At 59.2% G+C, this 18159-nt stretch carries 16 protein-coding genes; 13 read left to right on the top strand and 3 right to left on the bottom strand.

The genetic code is table 11. The annotated features are described in order from the left end of the window. Nucleotides 1-17: 17 nt before the first annotated feature. From rpoC to B5F98_RS09210, 3 genes are all read left to right on the top strand, one after another. Nucleotides 18-3893 (top strand): DNA-directed RNA polymerase subunit beta', encoded by a 3876-nt coding sequence (rpoC, locus tag B5F98_RS09200; protein WP_087371686.1) that lies wholly within the window; start codon nucleotides 18-20, stop codon nucleotides 3891-3893. Nucleotides 3894-4033: 140 nt separating this feature from the next. Beyond that, on the top strand, nucleotides 4034-4597 hold the full coding sequence (locus B5F98_RS09205; protein WP_087371690.1) for a DUF3793 family protein: 564 nt from the start codon (nucleotides 4034-4036) through the stop codon (nucleotides 4595-4597). A 716-nt stretch (nucleotides 4598-5313) separates the two neighbouring features. Next, entirely contained in the window at nucleotides 5314-5745 is a 432-nt protein-coding gene (locus B5F98_RS09210) for a flavodoxin (protein WP_087371692.1), read from the top strand. A gap of 51 nt (nucleotides 5746-5796) precedes the next feature. Here B5F98_RS09210 and B5F98_RS09215 read toward each other — a convergent pair whose 3' ends face one another. Then, nucleotides 5797-6465 (bottom strand): response regulator, encoded by a 669-nt coding sequence (locus tag B5F98_RS09215; RefSeq protein ID WP_087371696.1) that lies wholly within the window; start codon nucleotides 6463-6465, stop codon nucleotides 5797-5799. Nucleotides 6466-6470: 5 nt separating this feature from the next. Next, entirely contained in the window at nucleotides 6471-8087 is a 1617-nt protein-coding gene (locus B5F98_RS09220; protein ID WP_087371700.1) for a sensor histidine kinase, read from the bottom strand. 170 nt (nucleotides 8088-8257) lie between these two features. Between B5F98_RS09220 and B5F98_RS09225 the strand changes: the two genes are divergently transcribed. From B5F98_RS09225 to atpC, 8 genes are read left to right on the top strand one after another with little or no spacing between them, the layout of a single operon-like run. Further along, nucleotides 8258-8959, top strand: a complete 702-nt coding sequence (locus B5F98_RS09225; RefSeq protein ID WP_087371736.1) for a F0F1 ATP synthase subunit A — start codon at nucleotides 8258-8260, stop codon at nucleotides 8957-8959. 40 nt (nucleotides 8960-8999) lie between these two features. Next, nucleotides 9000-9218, top strand: coding sequence for an ATP synthase F0 subunit C (atpE, locus tag B5F98_RS09230; protein WP_087231601.1), 219 nt, complete (start codon nucleotides 9000-9002; stop codon nucleotides 9216-9218). 14 nt (nucleotides 9219-9232) lie between these two features. Next, complete coding sequence (gene atpF / locus B5F98_RS09235; RefSeq protein ID WP_087231604.1) at nucleotides 9233-9721, top strand: F0F1 ATP synthase subunit B; 489 nt, start codon at nucleotides 9233-9235, stop codon at nucleotides 9719-9721. Then, nucleotides 9718-10242: an ATP synthase F1 subunit delta gene (atpH, locus tag B5F98_RS09240; RefSeq protein ID WP_087371704.1), complete on the top strand. Its 525-nt coding sequence runs from the start codon at nucleotides 9718-9720 to the stop codon at nucleotides 10240-10242. The genes atpF and atpH overlap by 4 nt, the downstream gene beginning before the upstream one ends. Continuing rightward, complete coding sequence (gene atpA / locus B5F98_RS09245; RefSeq protein WP_087371707.1) at nucleotides 10239-11759, top strand: F0F1 ATP synthase subunit alpha; 1521 nt, start codon at nucleotides 10239-10241, stop codon at nucleotides 11757-11759. The genes atpH and atpA overlap by 4 nt, the downstream gene beginning before the upstream one ends. Continuing rightward, the gene (gene atpG, locus B5F98_RS09250; RefSeq protein WP_087371710.1) at nucleotides 11747-12625 is read left to right on the top strand and encodes an ATP synthase F1 subunit gamma; all 879 of its coding nucleotides are present in this window, start codon (nucleotides 11747-11749) and stop codon (nucleotides 12623-12625) included. The genes atpA and atpG overlap by 13 nt, the downstream gene beginning before the upstream one ends. 36 nt (nucleotides 12626-12661) lie before the next feature. Continuing rightward, a complete protein-coding gene (gene atpD / locus B5F98_RS09255) occupies nucleotides 12662-14062 on the top strand; it encodes a F0F1 ATP synthase subunit beta (protein ID WP_087371713.1) in 1401 nt (466 codons plus the stop codon). Further along, nucleotides 14062-14466: an ATP synthase F1 subunit epsilon gene (atpC, locus tag B5F98_RS09260; RefSeq protein WP_087371716.1), complete on the top strand. Its 405-nt coding sequence runs from the start codon at nucleotides 14062-14064 to the stop codon at nucleotides 14464-14466. The genes atpD and atpC overlap by 1 nt, the downstream gene beginning before the upstream one ends. Nucleotides 14467-14521: 55 nt before the next feature. Here the strand turns inward: atpC and sigK are convergent, their stop codons facing one another. After that, nucleotides 14522-15211 carry an RNA polymerase sporulation sigma factor SigK gene (gene sigK / locus B5F98_RS09265; RefSeq protein WP_087371719.1) on the bottom strand — a complete coding sequence of 230 codons (690 nt, stop codon included), beginning with the start codon at nucleotides 15209-15211 and terminating at the stop codon, nucleotides 14522-14524. A 163-nt stretch (nucleotides 15212-15374) separates the two neighbouring features. Here sigK and B5F98_RS09270 point away from each other — a divergent pair, with 163 nt between their 5' ends. Both B5F98_RS09270 and B5F98_RS09275 read left to right on the top strand, forming a co-directional pair. Beyond that, nucleotides 15375-16385, top strand: coding sequence for a Fic family protein (locus tag B5F98_RS09270; RefSeq protein ID WP_087371722.1), 1011 nt, complete (start codon nucleotides 15375-15377; stop codon nucleotides 16383-16385). Nucleotides 16386-16408: 23 nt separating this feature from the next. Beyond that, on the top strand, nucleotides 16409-17662 hold the full coding sequence (locus tag B5F98_RS09275; protein WP_158099824.1) for a DUF4325 domain-containing protein: 1254 nt from the start codon (nucleotides 16409-16411) through the stop codon (nucleotides 17660-17662). Nucleotides 17663-18159: the final 497 nt, after the last annotated feature.

Below are 18159 nucleotides of genomic sequence, written 5' to 3' on the forward strand. Positions count from 1 at the left end.
AAAGGGAGGTTGAGGTAATGAGCTACGCTGAATTTAACGCCATCCGCATTGGCATCGCCTCCCCAGAGCAGATCCGGGAGTGGTCCTACGGCGAGGTCAAGAAGCCTGAGACCATCAACTACCGCACCCTGAAGCCGGAGCGGGACGGTCTGTTCTGCGAGCGCATCTTTGGTCCAACCAAGGACTGGGAGTGCCACTGCGGAAAGTATAAGAAGATTCGTTTCAAGGGCAAGGTGTGTGACCGCTGCGGCGTGGAGGTCACCCGGGCCAAGGTGCGCCGTGAGCGCATGGGCCACATTGAGCTGGCCGCCCCCGTGTCCCACATCTGGTACTTTAAGGGCATCCCCTCCCGGATGGGCCTGCTGCTGGATATCAGCCCCCGCATCCTGGAGAAGGTGCTGTACTTCGCCTCCTATATCGTCACCGATCCCGGCCCCGACTACACCCATCTGACCAAGAATCAGATTCTGTCCGACGCCGAGTACCGCAAGCTGCGGGAGTACTACGAGGACGACTTCCAGGCTGGCATGGGCGCTGAGGCCGTCAAGAAGCTGCTGCAGGACCTGGATCTGGAGCAGCTGTCCGAGACCCTGCGGGCCCAGCTCAAGGACGCCACCGGCCAGAAGAAGGCCAAGATCGTCAAGCGTCTGGAAGTGGTGGATGCCTTCCGCCTGTCCGGCAACAAGCCCGAGTGGATGATCATCGACGTGCTGCCCGTCATTCCCCCCGAGCTGCGCCCCATGGTGCAGCTGGACGGCGGCCGTTTCGCCACCTCCGACTTGAACGACCTCTACCGTCGTGTCATCAACCGTAACAACCGTCTCAAGCGCCTGATCCAGCTCAACGCCCCTGACATCATCGTGCGCAACGAAAAGCGCATGCTCCAGGAGGCCGTGGACGCCCTCATTGACAACGGCCGCCGCGGCCGTGCCGTCACCGGCGCCAACAACCGGGCTCTGAAGTCCCTGTCCGACCTGCTCAAGGGTAAGCAGGGCCGTTTCCGTCAGAACCTGCTGGGTAAGCGTGTGGACTACTCCGGCCGTTCCGTTATCGTGGTTGGCCCTGAGCTGAAGATCTACCAGTGCGGCGTGCCCAAGGAGATGGCCATTGAGCTGTTCCGCCCCTTCGTGATGAAGAAGCTGGTGGAGGACGGCCACGCCAACAACATCAAGTCCGCCAAGAAGATGGTGGATAAGGCCTCTCCCGCCGTGTGGGACGCCCTGGAGTTTGTCATCAAGGAGCACCCCGTTATGCTCAACCGTGCTCCTACCCTCCACCGTCTGGGCATCCAGGCCTTCGAGCCGGTGCTGGTGGAAGGCCGCGCCATGAAGCTCCACCCCCTGGTGTGTACCGCCTTTAACGCCGACTTCGACGGCGACCAGATGGCTATCCACGTGCCCCTGTCCGCTGAGGCCCAGGCTGAGGCCCGCATCCTGATGCTGGCTGCCAACAACCTGTTGAAGCCCTCCGACGGCGGCGCTGTGGCCGTGCCCACCCAGGATATGGTGTTGGGCTCCTACTACCTGACCTACGAGAAGGACCCCGAGCACGATCCCGACTGTGCCTATGAGACCACCGCCGACGCCGCTGCCGCTCTGGAGCGGGGCGAGGTGGGCATCAACGACCGCATCTGGGTGCGGGATGAGGAGCTGGGTCGCTGGTACCGTACCACTCCCGCCCTGTGCGCCGAGGCTGTGGACGGCAAGGCCCGTGAGGTCTACCAGACCTTCGAGAACGACCAGGCCGCCAAGCTGGCCTATGACGAGGGCGAGCTGGACCTCCACGAGCCCATCCTGGTGCGCCGCACCGCCGAGCTGGACGGTGTGACCCAGGAGAAGATGGTGCGCACCACCGTGGGCCGCCTGATCTTCAACGAGGGCATTCCCCAGGACCTGGGCTTTGTGGACCGCAACGACCCCGAGAAGGCCTTTGATCCTGAAATCAACTTTGTCTGCGGCAAGAAGCAGCTGGGCAAGATCGTGGACAGCTGCATTGCCAAGCACGGCTTCACCGTGTCCGCCACCGTGCTGGACATCATCAAGGCCCGGGGCTATAAGTTCTCCACCCGCGGCTCTCTGACCGTGGCCATCGCCGACATGACCGTGCCTCCCCAGAAGAAGGAACTGATCGCCAACACCGAGAAGGAAGTTGTGAAGATCGAGAACCAGTACAAGCGCGGCTTCCTCACCAACGAGGAGCGGTACCGCTTGGTGGTGTCCGCCTGGGAGAAGACCACCGCCGACGTGTCCGACGCCCTGCAAAAGGGTATGGACCGCTACAACCCCATCTTCATGATGGCCGACTCCGGCGCCCGTGGTTCTGCCGCTCAGATTCGTCAGCTGGCTGGTATGCGTGGTCTGATGGCCGATACCTCCGGCCGTACCATCGAGATCCCCATCAAGGCCAACTTCCGTGAAGGTCTGTCCGTGTTGGAATACTTCATCTCATCCAGAGGCGCTCGAAAGGGCATGGCCGATACCGCTCTGCGTACCGCCGACTCTGGTTACCTGACCCGCCGTCTGGTGGACGTCTCCCAGGAAGTCATCATCCGGGAGGAGGACTGTGGTACCCACGACGGTATCACCGTGTTCGAGATCAGCGAGAACGGCCAGGTCATCGAGCCCCTCAACGAGCGTCTCCGGGGCCGCTACCTGTGCGAGGACTTCAAGGACTTCCGCACCGGCGAGGTCCTGGTGGGCCACCACGAGATGGTCAGCGCCGACCAGGCCAAGCTCATCGAGGCCAAGCTCCGGGAGCAGGCCGAGGCCGAGGGCGATCCCGACCGCAAGGTGTCCATCCGGGTGCGCTCCGTGCTCACCTGTGAGGCCCGCAACGGCGTGTGCGCCAAGTGCTACGGCATGAACATGGCCTTCGGCGAGCCCGTGGGCCAGGGCGAGGCCGTTGGTATCATCGCCGCTCAGTCCATCGGTGAGCCGGGTACTCAGCTGACCATGCGTACCTTCCACACCGGCGGCGTGGCCGGCGGCGATATCACTCAGGGTCTTCCCCGTGTTGAAGAGCTGTTCGAGGCCCGCAAGCCCAAGAAGATGGCCCAGCTGGCCGAGATCTCCGGCACCGTCTCCATGGAGGAGGCCAAGCGTGCCACCCTGTGCAACGTCACCATCACCGCCGACGACGGCGAGGTGGTCACCTACGCCATCCCCTACAGCGCCGGTATCCGGGTCAAGGCCGGAGACCGTGTGGTCAAGGGTCAGGAGCTCACCGACGGTGCTCTGTCCCCCCACGACGTGCTGCGGGTACGTGGTGTGGACGCCGTTCACAACTACCTCATTCAGGAAGTTCAGAAGCCCTACCGTCAGCAGGGCGTAGATATCAACGACAAGCACATCGAGGTCATCGCCCGTCAGATGATGCGCAAGGTGCGTGTGGAGGACGCCGGGGATTCCACCCTGCTGTCCGGCTCCACCGTGGATATCATCGAGTACAAGGACGCCTACAAGGCCGTGGAGGCCCGCATCGCCGCTGGCGAGAAGCAGGAGACCGGCGAGGACCTGCGCCTGCCCACCTGCACCCGTCTGCTGCTGGGTATCACCAAGGCCTCTCTGGCCACCGAGTCCTTCCTGTCCGCCGCCTCCTTCCAGGAGACCACCAAGGTGCTCACCGAAGCCGCCATCAAGGGTAAGGTGGACCACCTGCTGGGCCTGAAGGAGAACGTCATCATCGGTAAGCTGATCCCCGCCGGTTCCGGCCTGGCTGCCTACCGCAAGTATGACAAGATCGAGGACGAGATGCCTCAGGAGGAGAGCCGCTTTGACGCGGTCAACGCCGCCGCTGAGGCCGCCCGGGACGCCGAAGAGCCCGTGGACAACGCTCCCGAGGAAGTGGAGGAGGACGAGATTCTCTCCATCTCCATTGAGGGCGACGAGGAGTAAGCTTCCATTCCATTCAATTAAGATTCCCACCGCTGTACACGCAGCGGTGGGAATTTTTTTGTCTCTGGGGCCTTGACAAACTCGTTAGCCTGTGCTAACTTATAGGCAGTTAGCAAGAGCTAACCAAAGGAGGACCCACCATGCAACCATCTCTGGATCAACTGTTTGCCACCCACTGTGCCCCGGCCTTGGCCGGTGTGGTCCCCGCCAACCTCATCTCTCTGCGGCGTGGAGATGTTCCACACTTGGAGGAAGAGCTGCGGAAGTATCAGCAGGCCTTTGCCCGCCGGGGTGTGAAATTTGACCGCCTGTGCTCCTGCACCAACCGGGAGCTGATTTTGGTCTATCGGCCCCAGCTCATGGCCCAGGCCTTGAAGCGAGACGGGGTAGAGGAGATTCTCACCCCCTGTGGCTACGACCTGAGCCGTCCGGTGGAGGAGATTTTGGCCCACCTGGGCCAGCGGGTCCGGCAGGGCGGCTCCTTTCCCCACGAGATTGGCCTCTTCCTGGGCTATCCGGTGGAGGATGTGGTGGGCTTTATTGAGAATCAAGGGCAGAACTTCAAACTGTGCGGCCCGTGGAAGGTGTACGGGGATGTGGAAGCTGCCCAGCAGTGCTTTACCCGGATGCAGAAGGTGAGCCAGAAGATTCGGGAGCGCATGGAGCAGGGGAATACCTTGTTTCAGGTGTTTGCAGTGGCATAAACTTCGAGAGCTTAGCCTACTCCAGTTTCCAGGAGCAGGCTTGCCAGCCTGGTGGGGACGCTACCCGCTGGGGGTTTCTTTTGAGCGGGCAAAAGAAACCAAAACCCGCTTAGGGCGTTCCCCCCTAAGTACCCTCCTGGGGTACGAGGCTGGGCGTGCGTCAAGACTAGGTTCGGCCCGTCACTCTTATTGTGGCTCCTGTTTCTGCCACCACACCAGGTCACCCTGGGAAGCTGGCCCTACAGCCAGGTGGTTTTCACAGCCGGGCCTACCCTGGAGAAGCGGCGTTCCCGCCGCCGGGAGCCAGACCACCAACCGCTGAGAACAGCGGCTCACCAGGGTAAGACTCTGGTGAGAGAAGCATAGTTTTGCAGAGAAGCAGGTACATTCTGTAGTATTGCCATGCTATCTATGTGACCCCACCAAGCCAAGGGCCGAGAAGAGAAGAACGCAGGGGCTCCCAGTACCGCGGGGTGGATTCCACAAGGCGGGGGAAGGCCCCGCCTTTGGCGATTCTTTCCCCGATTTCTCATCGGGGAGAAATCGGGCATAAGCGGAGCGTCCCCGGCTGGGGCGCTGGGTTTTGCCTGAGAAATCGGAGAAGAGCAAGCCTTCACCCCAAGCCCTGACGGACTGCATCTCTCCCAGAGGGAGCGGAGAAACATATTCACTCAACGAGTCATATCAAATCATATATCTTTTAGGAGGTCTTACACATGAGCAAAGTAGCTGTGATTTATTGGAGTCAGACCGGGAACACCCAGCAGATGGCCCAGGCCATCGCCGACGGTGTCACCGGAGCCGGGGCGGAATGCGACCTGATGGAGGTGTCCGCCGTCACCCCGCAGCAGGCCCTGGAATATGACAAGCTGGCCCTGGGCTGTCCTGCCATGGGGGCGGAGGTGCTGGAGGAGTCCGAGTTCGAGCCCTTCTTCACCCAGCTGGAGGGCCAGCTGGGCGGCCACACCGTGGCCCTGTTCGGCTCCTATGGATGGGGCGACGGCCAGTGGATGCGGGACTGGGTGGAGCGCACCCAGAGCACCGGAGCCAACCTGCTGGATGAGGAGGGCCTCATGGTCAACGAGACCCCCGACGCCGAGGCCCTGGAGGTGTGCAAGAACCTGGGCGCCCGACTGGCCAACGCATAACAAAGAAAAAAGACGTGCCGTAGAGGAATGAACTTCTACGGCACATCTTTTTTACTTTTTCAGCTGATACAGGCGGCAGGGACGGCCCCCCGTGTCATAGTTGACGGTGGAGCAGGCCTCCCCACGCTCCACCAGGTAGTTGGCGTAGCGGCGCACCGTGACCACCGACAGGTTGGTCTGCTTGGAGATGGCCTCGCTGGGCAGCCCCTGGGCGGGGGCGGCGTGGAGACAGTCCCGAATGAGCTTCAGGGTGCTCTCCTGGAGCCCCTTGGGGGCGGAGCGATCCCCGCTGTCCGGGGGCGCAAACAGCTTGTCCAGCTCTCCCTGGGTCACCGCCTGGCCGTGGACGGCCTCTTTGTGGCGGCAGAAGGTATCCAGGGCCTGCTGGAACCGCTCATAGGTGAAGGGCTTGACCAGGTAGTCCACCACCCCCATCTTTAAAAGGGTGTCCACCGAGGCGGCGTCGTTGGCCGCGGTGACCATGATGGCGTCCACGGGGATGGCCTGGGCCCGCAGAGCCCGCAGCAGCTCCACTCCGGTGCACAGGGGCATGTACACGTCCAGAATCACCAGGTCGGCGGGGTTGTGGCTCAGCCACTCCAGGGCCGCCCGGCCATCCGAGCAGGTCTGCACCACGTGGAACCGGGAGTCCTTCTCGGTGAATGTGCGGTTTAACAGGGAGACCATGGGGTCATCCTCTACAATGACGACTCGATACAAGGGGTTCACTCCTTCTCTCCGGGCAGTTCCTCCCGGCAAAAGCTGATGAAAAATGAGGTGCCCACGCCGCTCTCCGACTCCACCCGGATGTCCCCGTGGTAGGCCTCCACCACTTCCTGCACCAGGGACAGCCCGGTACCCCGGTGGCGGCCCTTGGTGGAGGCCCCCCGCTGGAACATGGTGTTGCGCAGTACGGTGGGGATGCCGGGTCCGGTGTCCTCCACGCACAACAGCAGGCTGTCCGGGTTCTCCCGGATGCTGACGAAAATCTCCTTGGTGGCGCTGCGGGACTGGTTGAGCACCTCAATGGCATTCTCAATGAGGTTGCCCAGGATGGTCACGTAGGCGTCCGGGGGCAGCCAGTCGCTGTCTTCGCTCAGTCCGCTCTCCCGGTCCAGGGTCAGGCGGATGCCCAGCTCGTTGGCCCGGCTGGTCTTGCCCACCAACAGGGCGGCCACCGACGGCTCATGGAGCTGGTTCATGATGCGGTTCACCGCCTCCCGGTGGATTTGGGTGGTGTCCATGATGTACTGCTGGGCCTTTTCCGGCTCCCCGATTTGCAGCAGACCCAAAATCACGTGGAGCTTGTTCAAAAACTCGTGGGTGTAGGCCCGCATGGCGTCCACCATGTGGCGCACACCGGTGAGGTCGTCGGCCATCCGGGCCAGCTCGGTGCGGTTGCGGAAAATGCTCACCGCTCCGTTGAGCTGGCCGTCCTCATACAGGGGCAGGCGGTCAGCCAGCACCCGTACATGCTTTAAAGAGTTGATGCTCACGTTGTACTCCGGCTTTCCCGTGCGGAGAATGCGGTCCAGGGTGGAGCGGGGGTAGAAGTCCGCCAGGGACTTGCCCAGCACCTCGTCCCGGTTGAGGGAGAACATCTCAGCGGCGGCGGTGTTGAGGAAGATCAGCTTTTTGTCCCGGTCAATGGCCATGATACCCTCCTCCAGGGCATCCATGATGTCCTCCCGCTGGTGGAAGCGGTGGACGAAGGCGTCGGGCTCATAGCCCATGAGGGAGTCCTTGATGCGCTTGGACAGCCGCAGGGCCAGGGTGGAGCCCACCACCGCTGCGGCCAAACCCACCACCGACAGGACAACCACGGTGTGGCGGGTGAGCTGGGCCATGCTGCGGAAGTACACGCCTACGATGATAAAGCCGATGATGTTGCCGTCGTCGTCCCGGACGGGGGCGTAGGCGGAGTGCTCCGAGCCCATGGGGCCGGTCTCGTCGGAGGTGTAGGGGGCGGCCCCTGCCAGGGCATCGGTCTGGGCGGTGCCGGAGTAGGGGGTGTCCACCAGATCGTGGTCCGGGGCGTAGAGCAGGTTGGACTGGGTGTCGCCCACCAATATGAGGTCAATGTCCCGGGTGTTCTGGGTGGCCTCATCCAAAAACTCCGCCAGCTCCTGGGTGGAGCGCGTTCCCTCCAGGGCCTCTTGAATCAGGTCAATCCGGGAGAGGATGGAGGCGGAGTTGACTAGGGTGCTGTCTAAGGCGTCCTGACTGTTGTGGAGGGTGAAATACAGGTTTCCCGCCGTGGACAGGACGATGGAGACGATGACGACAATGAGATTCATTCGGGTCATGCGGGCCCGAATGGAGGCCCCGGACGGTGTGGACATGAAAACTCCCCCTTTTCTATCAGTATAGTAAAAAGGGGGAAGACTGTCAAACCAAACCCTGGGAGAGAACGGTAAGAAACACATTCGCTGTTTTTCTTACTTTTTTTACTTTCGTAAGCCTTACGGGAAGGGGGGGAGTGGGGTACAATGGCACACGCGAAAACGAGGTGATGTGTTTGGATGCATTCAAGGAAATGCTGCTGGAAGAGCTGGGGACACCCACGGCATTCACCATCCCGCTGCTTGGGGGCATTGAGGTGTCCCAGTCGGTGGTGGTATCGTGGATCGTCATGGCGGTGCTCATCTTGGCCGCTGTGTGCCTGACCCGGAATTTAAAGGTAGAGAACCCGGGCAAGGTGCAGGTGGCCCTGGAGAGCGCGGTGGAGTTTCTCAATGGCTTTGTCAAGACCAACATTGGGGAACACTGGAGACCCTTTGCCCCTTGGCTTGGTACCGTAGCGCTGTACATCGGCTTTGCCAACATCATCGGCATCTTCGGCTTTGCCCCGCCCACCAAGGACGTGAGCGTCACGGCGGGTTTGGCCATTTTGAGTATGCTGCTGATCTACGGCTCCCAGTTTCGATACAACGGACTGGTGGGCGGCCTGAAACGGTTTGCCGAGCCCATGCCCCTGCTGCTGCCCATCAACCTGATGGAGGTGGCCATCCGGCCCCTGGCACTGTGTATGCGACTGTTCGGCAACGTGCTGGGCGCCTTCATCATCATGGAAATGCTGAAATTTGTGGCCCCGATTCTGTTCCCGGCGGTGTTCAGCATCTATTTCGACCTGTTTGACGGGTTGATCCAAACCGTTGTCTTTGTGTTCCTGACCACCCAGTTTGTGGGCGAGGGCATCAAAGAGGAAGAGTAAATCTATCAACAAAACATGGAATTAACAGGAGGAACTTATTATGTCTATCGGAATCATTGCTGCAGCTCTGTCTGTGTTCACTGGAATCGGCGCTGGTATCGGCATCGGCGTTGCCACTGGTAAGGCCAGCGAGGCCATTGCCCGTCAGCCCGAGGCCTCCGGCAAGATCAACAGCGCCCTGCTGCTGGGCTGCGCTATGGCAGAAGGTACCGCCATCTTCGGCTTCATCACCGCTCTGCTGATCATCTTTATGGGTTAAGGGGGGAGCCTCCCATGCTGGAGTTCCATCTTTCCACCATCATCTTTACCATCATCAACCTGCTGGTGCTGTACGTCATCCTGCGCAAGGTGCTCTTTGGCAAGGTCAATGCCGTGCTGGAGCAGCGGGCCCAGCTGGTGCAGCAGGAGATTGACGCCGCTCAGGCGGGCAACCGCCAGGCCCAGGAGCTGAAGGCCCAGTACGAGGGCCAACTCCAGGACGCCCACCAGGAGGCGGCCAAGATCGTCTCCGACGCCCAGACCCGTGCCCAGCGGGTGTACGACGGCACCGTGGCCGAGGCCCAGAGCGAGGCCCAGCGGCTACACCGTGAGGCCCAGGCCCAGATCGCCACGGAGCGGGAGACCATGCTCCGCAGCGCCCGTCAGGAGGTGGCCTCTCTGGCCCTGCTGGCCGCCGCCAAGGCCGCAGGCCGGTCCATGGACGGCAACGACGACAAGGCCTTTGTGGACGAATTTCTTTCGGAAGTAGGTGAGCAGGCATGAGTGAGTTGGCCCGCCGTTATGCCCAGGCCCTCTATGGGATTTACCCCAACGAGGGTACCCTGGACCTCACAGCCCAGCGGCTGATGGAGAACCAGGAGCTGTGGGAGAGCCTATGCTCTCCTGCGGTACAAGCAGAGGAGAAGGAGCGTGTTCTGGCTCGGCTGCCCATGCTGGACGGACACCGGATTCTGCTCAGCTTCTATTCTCTGCTGGCAGACAAGGGCCGCATGGCTCTGCTGCCCCAGATCGTGGAGGCATTCCACGACATCGCCCTGGAGGACCGGGGTGCGGCCCGCTGCCGCCTGACCTGTGCCCGAGTGCCCCAGGAGGAGGAGCTGGAAAAGCTCAGAAAGACCCTGTGTCATCTGCACCGCAAGAAGGATGTGGTCTTTGACATCCACACCCAGCCCGACCTCATCGGCGGCTTCGTGCTGGATATCGAGGGCGTGACCTATGACAAGAGCGTCCAGGGGACGCTGACCGGCATGTTCCGGCAACTGGAAGAGAGGCGAATGGCATGAAAACCAACCCCGAAGAGATCGTCTCCATCCTGCGGGAGGAGATTCAAGGATACGACACCCGAGTGCGCCGGGACGAGACCGGCACCGTGCTGGAAGTGGGCGACGGCATCGCCACCGTCTACGGCCTGGACAGGGCGGTGTACGGTGAGCTGGTGGAGCTGGACACCGGCGTCAAGGGCATGGTGATGAACCTGGCCCGGGACAGCGTGGGCGTGGTGCTGCTGGGCAGCGAGCGAGGGGTAAAGGAAGGCACCGTGGTGCGCCGCACCGGACGTGCTGCCGACGTGCCCGTGGGCGACGCCCTGGTGGGCCGTGTGGTCAACGTGCTGGGCCAGCCCATCGACGGCCTGGGCCCCATTGAGACCACCGAGACCCGCCCCATCGAGCATGAGGCCAGCGGCGTGGTCACCCGTGAGCCCGTCAACGTGCCCATGCAGACCGGTATCCTGGCCATTGACGCCATGGTGCCCATCGGCCGTGGCCAGCGTGAGCTGATCATCGGCGACCGCCAGACGGGCAAGACCGCCATCGCCGTGGACACCATTCTGAACCAGAAGGGCCAGGATGTCATCTGCATCTATGTGGCCATCGGCCAGAAGGCCTCCACCGTGGCCCGCATCCAGGACACCCTGAAAAAGCACGGGGCTATGGACTACTCCATCATTGTCTCTTCCACCGCCAGCGAGTCTGCTCCTCTGCAATACATCGCCCCCTATGCCGGTGCGGCCATGGGCGAGTACTTTATGAGTAAGGGCAAGGACGTGCTCATCGTCTACGACGATCTGTCCAAGCACGCCGTGGCCTATCGTACTCTGTCTCTGCTGCTCAAGCGGTCCCCCGGCCGTGAGGCTTACCCCGGCGACGTGTTTTATCTCCACTCCCGTCTGCTGGAGCGGGCCTGCCGCCTGACCAAGGAATATGGCGGCGGCTCCATGACCGCCCTGCCCATCATCGAAACCCAGGCCGGCGACGTGTCCGCCTACATCCCTACCAATGTTATTTCCATCACCGACGGTCAGATCTATTTGGAGAACGACTTGTTCTTTGCCGGCCAGCGCCCCGCCGTCAACGTGGGTCTGTCCGTGTCCCGTGTGGGCGGCTCCGCCCAGACCCGGGCCATCAAGAAGACCGCCGGTACCCTGCGTATCGACCTGGCCCGCTTCCGGGAGCTGGAGGTATTCACCCAGTTCGCCTCTGACCTGGACCCCGCCACCCAGCAGGCCCTGGACCACGGTCGCCGTCTGCTGGAGCTGCTCAAGCAGCCCCTGTACCACCCTCTGCCTGTGAGCCGTCAGGCCGTCATCCTCTATGTGGCCACCAACGGCCTGGTGGACGACGTGCCTCTGGACAAGGTCCGGGATTTCGTTATGGACTTCGCCCAGGAGATGGAGCAGGAGCACGCCGATGTCATGGACGAGATTCAGTCCACCGGAAACCTCAGCGGTCCTGCCATTGAGACCATCCGCGGGGTGCTGGAGGACGCCAAGAAGCGGGTGAGCGCCACATGGCAAGCATAAAGGAAATCCGTACCCACATCAAAAGCGTGGAGCAGACTCTGAAGATCACCAACGCCATGTTCCTCATCTCTTCCTCGAATCTTCAGAAAGCCCGCAAGCAGCTGTCTGATGTGGAGCCCTACTTTCAGAAAATCGGCACCACCATCTCCGATATTCTCCACCACTCCCCGGAGATCAACCATGTCTTCTTTGATAAGCGTCCCCACATTCCGGCGGAGAAGCGGAAGATCGGCTACATTGTCATCACCGGAGACAAGGGCCTGGCCGGTGCCTATAACCATAACATTCTCAAGCTGGCGGAGGAGAAGCTGCGCCAGTCTGCCAACACCAGCCTGTTTGTGGTGGGCCAGGTGGGACGCTCCTACTTCATGGAGCACGGCATTCCCATTGATGTCGAGTTCCTCTACACCGCCCAGAACCCCAACGTGGGCCGGGCCCGGGATATGTCGGAGACCATGCTGGAGCTGTTCCGTAGGGAACAGCTGGACGAGGTGTACGTCATCTTCACCCGCATGGTCAACTCCTTCCAGATGGAGCCCACCATCCACAAGCTGCTCCCCCTGGACCCGGACGCCTTCCCCCAGGAGGAGGAGACCAGTTCCTATAACCGGGACGTGGCCTATGTGCCCTCGGTGAAGGCGGTTATGGACCGCCTGGTCCCCGGCTATGTGAAGGGCGACCTGTTCGGCGCCCTGGTGCAGTCCTACTGCTCGGAGCAAAACGCCCGCATGACCGCCATGAAGTCGTCCAGCGACAACGCCCGGGCCATGCTGCAAACCCTGAACCTGTCCTACAACCGTGCCCGCCAGACCGCCATCACCCAGGAGATCACCGAGGTGGTGGGCGGCGCTCAGGCGGCCCAGTAACCCCACGAAATCATGACACCCGAAAGGTGAGACGATATGAAGGAAAATAGAGGAACCATTGTACAGGTCATGGGACCTGTGGTAGACGTGGCCTTTGGCGGCGGCGTCCTGCCCGAGATCAAGGAAGCCCTTGAGGTGGAGCTGGACGGGAAGCGTCAGGTCATGGAAGTGGCCCAGCACATGGGCGGGGACACCGTGCGGTGCATCATGCTCTCCCCCAGCGAGGGCCTGGGCCGTGGCATGACCGTCACCGCCACCGGAGCCCCCATCTCCGTGCCTGTGGGCAAGGGCGTCCTGGGCCGTATGTTTAACGTCCTGGGCGACACCATCGACGAGAAGGGCCCCGTGGACGCCAAGGAGGCCTGGTCCATCCACCGTCAGCCCCCCGCCTTCGAGCAGCAGCGCCCCGTGGTGGAGGTGTTCGAGACCGGCATCAAGGTCATCGACCTGCTGGCCCCCTACGCCAAGGGCGGTAAGATCGGCCTGTTCGGCGGCGCCGGCGTGGGTAAGACTGTTTTGATTCAGGAGCTCATTCACAACATTGCCACCGAGCACGGCGGCTACTCCATCTTCACCGGTGTGGGCGAGCGTACCCGTGAGGGCAACGACCTGTGGCGGGACATGACCGACTCCGGCGTCATTGAGAAGACCGCCCTGGTCTTCGGTCAGATGAACGAGCCCCCCGGAGCCCGTATGCGTGTGGCCCTCACCGGCCTGACCATGGCCGAGTATTTCCGGGACCAGGAGAAGCAGAACGTGCTGCTCTTCATCGACAACATCTTCCGCTACATCCAGGCTGGTTCTGAGGTCTCCGCTCTGATGGGCCGTATGCCCTCCGCCGTGGGCTATCAGCCCACCCTGGCCAACGAGCTGGGTGCTCTCCAGGAGCGTATCACCTCCACCAAGGACGGCTCCATCACCTCCGTCCAGGCTGTGTACGTCCCCGCCGACGACCTCACCGACCCCGCCCCCGCCACCACCTTCGCCCACCTGGACGCCACCACCGTGCTGTCCCGTAAGATCGTGGAGCAGGGCATTTACCCCGCCGTGGACCCCCTGGAGTCCACCTCCCGCATCCTGGAGCCCGACGTGGTGGGCCAGCGGCACTACAAGATCGCCCGCGGCACCCAGGAGCTGCTGCAGCGCTATCGGGAATTGCAGGACATCATCGCCATTCTGGGTATGGAAGAGCTCAGCGAGGACGACCGCCGCACCGTGGAGCGGGCCCGCCGCATTCAGCAGTTCTTCTCCCAGCCCTTCTCCGTGGCTGAGCAGTTCACCGGCCTGGAGGGCCGCTATGTGAAGCTGGAGGACACCCTCCGCTCCTTCGAGGTGATTCTGGGCGGCGAGCTGGATAAGTACCCCGAGGTTGCCTTCAGCAACGTGGGCAACGTGGACGAGGTCGTGGCCAAGGCCAAGAAGATGGGGGCGGTATAATGGCAGAAGCCAATACCTTCTACCTGGAGATCATCACCCCCGAGCGGCAGTTCTACATTGGACCCGCCCAGGCCCTGATCTTCCCCGCTGTGGACGGCCAGATGGGCGTCTATGCAGGCCACGCCCCCACGGTTACCGCCATTGAGCCCGGCGAGCTGCGCTACAAGGTGGACGGCGTGTGGGAGCCCGCCGCCGTGGGTGCTGGCTTTGCCGAGATCAAGCCCGACTATGTGATCCTGCTGGTGGGCTTTGCCGAGCACCCCGAGGAGATCGACCGCAAGCGTGCCGAGGCCGCCAAGCTGCGTGCCGAGGAGCGTCTGCGCCAGAAGCAGAGCATCCAGGAGTACTACCACTCCAAGGCCGCTCTGGCCCGGGCCATGGCCCGCTTGAAGACCCGGCGATAACAGAATATAGGTAAAAGCGCATGTCTCACCCCGAGACATGCGCTTTTTTGCGCGCTCAATGGCTTTCGTAGGCCTGGCGCAGCTTTTCCAGGGCCTTTTTCTCAATGCGGGAGACGTAGGAGCGGCTGATGCCGCACAGGGTGGCGATTTCCCGCTGGGTGAGGGGGGCTTGCTGGTTGAGGCCGTAGCGCAGCTTGATGATGTGGGCTTCCCGGGGGGTGAGGCAGGTGTCCACGCACTCCCGCACCCGCTGGCAGGAGTCCCGCAGGTCCAGGTCTTCCAGCATGGTGTCGTCCACGCACACCACGTCCATCAGGGACAGGGAATTGCCCTCCGGGTCTCCGTCCAGGCTGTCGGAGAGGGACAGCTCTCCCTGGGTTTTCCGCTGGGAGCGGAAGTACATGAGAATTTCGTTTTCAATGCAGCGGCTGGCGTAGGTGGCCAGGCGCACATTTTTGTCCCCTTTGAAGGTGGACACCCCTTTGATGAGCCCGATGGTGCCAATGGAGATGAGATCGTCCTGATCTCCCGTCTGTGTGTAGTATTTTTTCACGATATGAGCCACAAGCCTCAAATTGTGCTCAATGAGTTTGTCCCGGGCGTCGCTGTCCCCCTGGGCCATGCGTGTTAAGCAGTCCTGTTCCTCTTCCCGGGTCAGGGCCCGGGGGAAGGACCCAGTGTTGTTGGCCAGCCGCAGGGTGAAAAAGAGTCCGTTGAGCATTAACAAGAGCCATGCCGTCCACATGGTCACCACCTCCATGGGGAAGTGTATGCATGGGCGGCGTGTCCCTATGGCTGGGGATGGTGAGAAAACGGCGGGGCATCCATCATTGGAACATCCATTTTGATTGATGAAATGAGGGATGGATGGTATAATAAATAAAGTGATATCTAAGTGAGGTGTGGGTATGAAAAATCAAAAGCCGCCATTTGAAATTACCAATCAAATCATCAGTGATGTAGCGGAAATTGCGGAACTGATGGGAAAATTCAGCGTAACAAATCAGCTTTCCACAAACCCCACCTTGCGCCGCAGCAATCGCATTCGCACCATCCATGGGTCCCTGGCCATTGAGCAGAATACCCTATCGCTGGAACAGGTAACCGCTGTTCTCGATGGAAAACAGGTCCTTGCCCCGCCCAAAGACATTGCGGAGGTCAAGAACGCCTATGAGATATACGAGCGGTTGGACCAGTTGGACCCCTATTCTGTGGATGATCTGCTGACCGCCCACGGCATTCTCACCCGGGGGCTGGTGGAAGAATCCGGCCAGTTCCGTTCCCGCCCTGTGGGGGTGGTGGACAGCCAGGGCAATATCCTGCACTTTGGGACCCTTCCCCAGTATGTGCCGGACTTGGTGATGGAACTGCTGGACTGGGTGAAAACCAGCCAGGTACACATGCTGATTCGCAGCTGTGTGTTCCACTATGAACTGGAGCTGATTCATCCCTTTGCCGACGGAAACGGGCGTGTAGGCCGACTGTGGCACACCCTGTTGCTGTCCCGGTGGAATCCTGTTTTTGCTTGGCTTCCGGTGGAGTCTATCATCCATGACCGCCAACAGGAATACTATGCCGCCATCAACGCCTCCAACGATGCGGGGGAGTCTACGGTATTTATCGAGTTTATGCTCTCCGCCATCAAAGCATCTATCACCGAGGCCATGGAAGTGAGTGATGAAATGATGGATGAAATGAGCGATGGAAAGATGGATAAGGCCACCCAGCGTTGGAAGAAGATTGAGGCGTATTTGAAAAACCACGACTATATTATGAATGCCGATGTGCGGGAGTTGTGCGGGGTGTCATCGGCGACGGCGAATCGGATATTAGCGGAATTGGACGCAGAAGGAAAGCTTGTAAAATACCGCCAAGGTGGACATTGGGCATATAGATTAACATTGAAAATGTGCACTTGAGAACTATGACAGGAGATAAGATCATGGAAAAGAACGCCTCTAAAAAAGAGTTAAGAGTTACACGAAAAAACAATCGTATCACAATTCATAGAATGAACCACCCTTCCTGTGTCTCTTCTTTTCTTAGAGCATTACAGCGCGGAATTGCCAAAGGTTATCGTGCCTTTAGCGTTGAGTGGATAGGAGATCTGGTATTCCCCGATGCATGCGTCCCCATCGCAGGAATTATTGCATACTATAAAGAAAACCGGCATATAGACTTTTCGTACGTTTTGTCGGAGGACTCCTATCTATATCACTGTGGCTTTACTGAGCCTTTTATTGAAACTGCCGAAGTGATTGAAAGTGAGCCATATCCGTTCGATAAGCTATACCGATACAACAACTCAAGTCAAGTCGCCGCTCTTACGCAGGCATACATAAATTGTATCAGTCGCCAGACTGAGTGCTCAGACGGTGTAATCACTGGCCTTATCTGGTGTCTTAATGAAATAATGGATAATGTTTTGGTTCATAGCGAATCAGGGTGCGGATACGTAATGGCACAATATCATCAAGCAAAAAAAGTAATTGCAATATGTGTTTATGATAATGGTATTGGAATTTATAATTCTCTTAAAAAGTCGCCTCATCGCCCACGCACCCCTATAGATGCAATTAGTCTTGCGATTCAAGAAGGTGTAGGAGATGGCAAGGGTCAAGGAAACGGACTTTTTGGTCTTTATCAAATTGTTACAGAGAATAACGGCGGCCTTAATATTACGTCTGGCTCTGCATCAATGATGTGGTCTTCAGACGGAGAGATGAAAAAATATGAAAACCTACCTTACATTACCAGGGACTATAATGCAACCGCCATTGATTATAGGCTAAATTTGGGGCATGATATCAATATTCAAAAAGCTTTTAAATCGATAGGAGGTTTTGATGGATTTGATATTAGGCTAGATTATATGCTTCAAGATGATAACACAATTAAGTATGACATTTTTTCAAATAGTATGGGGACGGCTACACGTGAATCTGGTGCATTTCTTAGAAATGATATACTAAATATTCTTACACGAATGAACACAGGAATTATTCTTGATTTTGCAGGAGTTAAAACCGTTAGTTCTTCATTTGCAGATGAGTTAATAGCAAAACTTGTTTTGCGACTTGGAATAATCAAGTTCAACCAAGTTATCCGCATAATTAACATGAACGAAAATGTAAAGTTTTTGTGTGAACGTTCAATATATATGAGAATTCATGAAGCATGGAAAGCGTTACAGTAATCTATGCTTACATAATAGCAAATTATCAAATGATATGGTAAACTGATGAACAGTTGCGTATCTTCCTAAGATTCTTACAACTTACAATAACTGCGGTGCTCCCCCAGTTACGTACGAAACCCGGAAAGACATACTCTACAAGGTATTCCGGACTTCGTTTGTATTAGTGGTGTTATTATACATGGGAGTGGCTAATGCCGTACATGGTGGCGATTTCCCACTGTATGAGGGTAGGCGGATGTTTGTGCACATTGCGGAGAAAAAGCTGCATGTGGAGCGGGAAGCTCGTAATCGCAGGTGAGGCGAGACGTTCTCTTGATGTAGGCTCCCAAAAAGCTAAAAAGACGAAGCAGAATCTGTTCTGCTTCGTCTTTTTTTATGGTGCGCCCGGCATGGGCAATAACTTGGTGGTGAAAGTCCACTACAGACTTGGCAGTAGGAACTGTTAGCCGAAGGCAAGGGTGTCCATCGTGAGGTGGAATCTGAAGGAAGCTGGA

Origin of the sequence: Pseudoflavonifractor sp. An44 (assembly GCF_002161675.1) — a bacterium.
Classification (GTDB): domain Bacteria; phylum Bacillota; class Clostridia; order Oscillospirales; family Oscillospiraceae; genus Enterenecus; species Enterenecus faecium.

Excerpts from the sequence above, each read along its gene's own strand:
- atpF (WP_087231604.1), top strand. The coding sequence starts at position 9,233 with ATGCTGGAGTTCCATCTTTCCACCATCATCTTTACCATCATCAACCTG.
- atpH (WP_087371704.1), top strand. The coding sequence starts at position 9,718 with ATGAGTGAGTTGGCCCGCCGTTATGCCCAGGCCCTCTATGGGATTTAC.
- sigK (WP_087371719.1), bottom strand. The coding sequence starts at position 15,211 with ATGTGGACGGCATGGCTCTTGTTAATGCTCAACGGACTCTTTTTCACC.
- B5F98_RS09220 (WP_087371700.1), bottom strand. The coding sequence starts at position 8,087 with ATGTCCACACCGTCCGGGGCCTCCATTCGGGCCCGCATGACCCGAATG.
- atpA (WP_087371707.1), top strand. The coding sequence starts at position 10,239 with ATGAAAACCAACCCCGAAGAGATCGTCTCCATCCTGCGGGAGGAGATT.
- atpE (WP_087231601.1), top strand. The coding sequence starts at position 9,000 with ATGTCTATCGGAATCATTGCTGCAGCTCTGTCTGTGTTCACTGGAATC.
- B5F98_RS09205 (WP_087371690.1), top strand. The coding sequence starts at position 4,034 with ATGCAACCATCTCTGGATCAACTGTTTGCCACCCACTGTGCCCCGGCC.
- atpD (WP_087371713.1), top strand. The coding sequence starts at position 12,662 with ATGAAGGAAAATAGAGGAACCATTGTACAGGTCATGGGACCTGTGGTA.
- rpoC (WP_087371686.1), top strand. The coding sequence starts at position 18 with ATGAGCTACGCTGAATTTAACGCCATCCGCATTGGCATCGCCTCCCCA.
- atpG (WP_087371710.1), top strand. The coding sequence starts at position 11,747 with ATGGCAAGCATAAAGGAAATCCGTACCCACATCAAAAGCGTGGAGCAG.
- atpC (WP_087371716.1), top strand. The coding sequence starts at position 14,062 with ATGGCAGAAGCCAATACCTTCTACCTGGAGATCATCACCCCCGAGCGG.
- B5F98_RS09270 (WP_087371722.1), top strand. The coding sequence starts at position 15,375 with ATGAAAAATCAAAAGCCGCCATTTGAAATTACCAATCAAATCATCAGT.
- B5F98_RS09275 (WP_158099824.1), top strand. The coding sequence starts at position 16,409 with ATGGAAAAGAACGCCTCTAAAAAAGAGTTAAGAGTTACACGAAAAAAC.
- B5F98_RS09225 (WP_087371736.1), top strand. The coding sequence starts at position 8,258 with ATGTGTTTGGATGCATTCAAGGAAATGCTGCTGGAAGAGCTGGGGACA.
- B5F98_RS09210 (WP_087371692.1), top strand. The coding sequence starts at position 5,314 with ATGAGCAAAGTAGCTGTGATTTATTGGAGTCAGACCGGGAACACCCAG.